The following is a 1,706-nucleotide window of genomic DNA, read 5'->3' on the forward strand; positions in this document are numbered from 1 at the left end:
TCGGCGTCGTAGAGGCTGGTGTCGCTGATGACCACGGCGTCGCACGCCAGCTTCTCGGGGTTGGCCTCCACGTAGCGGTAGATGGCCGGGCCGCCGCACTCCTCCTCGCCCTCGATGATGAACTTCACGTTCACGGGCAGCTCGGTGCCGGTCTTCAGGTAGGCCTCCAGGGCCTTGACGTGGGTGTAGAGCTGGCCCTTGTCGTCGCTGCCGCCGCGGGCGTAGATGATGCCGTCGCGGATGGCCGGCTCGAAGGGCGGGGAGTGCCACAGGTCCAGCGGATCCACGGGCTGCACGTCGTAGTGGCCGTAGAAGAGCAGGGTGCGCCGGTCGGGGCGCTGCTCGGTCTGGGCGTAGACCAGGGGATGGCCGTCGGTCTCGATGAGCTCGGTCTCCAGGCCCAAGGCCTTCAGCTCGTCGTGGACGAACATGGCGGCGCGCCGCACGTCCGGCGCATGGGCCTGGACGGAGCTGATGCTGGGGATGCGCAGCCACTCGCAGAGCTGCTCCACGTGGCGGTCCTGGCGGGTCTTGAGATAGTCGAGCACGGCGTCCGGAGCCATCGGGGAATCCTTCCACGGGGGGAGCGGGTGGCGGGGCGGGCGCGTCAAAGTTACGCTTGACGAACACAGGTGTCGAGGCCATTGTGTGGCCCCATTCCGGGAATGCCGTTCCCCTAGGGGCCATGTCGCCGCCGCAGGATCGGACGCGCCTGGCGACATCCGCCGGCCGTGGACCCCCGCCACCGCGGCGCAGGATTCCCACCGAGCTTGGACCCTCACTCAGGAGGACGAGGACATGATCATCAGCAAGACCAAGACCAAGGAAGCCGTCAAGGAGTGCAACGTGTCGGGCGAGTTCTACGAGGCCCTCGACAAGAAGGTGTACTCGCTGATCAAGGCCGCCGAGGAGCGCGCCCTGGCCAACGGCCGCAAGACCGTCCGTCCCTGCGACCTCTAGGCCCTGCGTCGTCGGGGCCGCGTCCCCGCCCGTCGCGATTCGAGTTCGAGCGGAGATTCTTTCGGGAATCTCCGCTTTTTTGTCGCAATCCCACTCGCGAGGCTTGAAAAAACAGAAGATCCGCGCCGATTTGGTTGTCATTGTCGGTGCCCGGTGGTAGGGTGGCTGCGGTGCCGGTCGCGCCTCTCTCGCGTCGGTCGGCATCGGCATCCCGTCCAGAATCATCGACACGTGCTCTCGCCTCCACGCGTCGACCGCCCATACCGCGGGACCGCCTTCGACATCACCTTGCTGAGACTGGGCAACATCGCGGTCGGTGTCTGTCCGACGACCATCGACACGGGGGGAGACAATGAAACGACTGACCTTGCTGATGATCATGCTCGTGCTGGGGGCGGGATTCGCTCACGCCCAGACCTACGAGACCCTGAACATCATCGGTTACCTGTACGAGTCCGTGAACGCGCCGGGCACGCCGGGCTTCCCGCCCAGCGATGCGGGCGACGTTCTCGCCGGCCTCGGCTTCGTGGACGGCTTCAGCTACTCGCCGTTCTTCCCCACGGCCGACTACGAGTACACCTGGGTCCTGAGCGGCCTGGTGTCCGGCGGCGCCGTGGATCAGGGCGGCGGCATGATCCAGATCAGCTACACCGGCGGCACCCTGGACCTCATCGCCGATGAGATCGCCGCCGGCGGCTACACGCCCGCCTTCTACGGAGTGAACCCGCCCGAGCCCGGCGCCGTGG

At 66.9% G+C, this 1,706-nt stretch carries 3 protein-coding genes; 2 read left to right on the forward strand and 1 reads right to left on the reverse strand.

Going from position 1 to position 1,706, the window contains the following annotated elements; genetic code table 11:
• Nucleotides 1–563 (reverse strand): M20/M25/M40 family metallo-hydrolase (locus KDM41_18140; GenBank protein MCB1185344.1); only part of this gene is annotated, 563 nt, incomplete at its 3' end.
• Between the two features lie 235 nt (nucleotides 564–798).
• On the opposite strand from KDM41_18140, the gene KDM41_18145 reads away from it, so the two are divergent.
• Both KDM41_18145 and KDM41_18150 read left to right on the forward strand, forming a co-directional pair.
• Nucleotides 799–960: a DUF1931 domain-containing protein gene (locus tag KDM41_18145; GenBank protein ID MCB1185345.1), complete on the forward strand. Its 162-nt coding sequence runs from the start codon at nucleotides 799–801 to the stop codon at nucleotides 958–960.
• Nucleotides 961–1,312: 352 nt separating this feature from the next.
• Nucleotides 1,313–1,706 (forward strand): hypothetical protein (locus KDM41_18150; GenBank protein ID MCB1185346.1); only part of this gene is annotated, 394 nt, incomplete at its 3' end.

This window comes from bacterium, assembly GCA_020440705.1.
Classification (GTDB): Bacteria; Krumholzibacteriota; Krumholzibacteriia; order LZORAL124-64-63; family LZORAL124-64-63; genus JAGRNP01.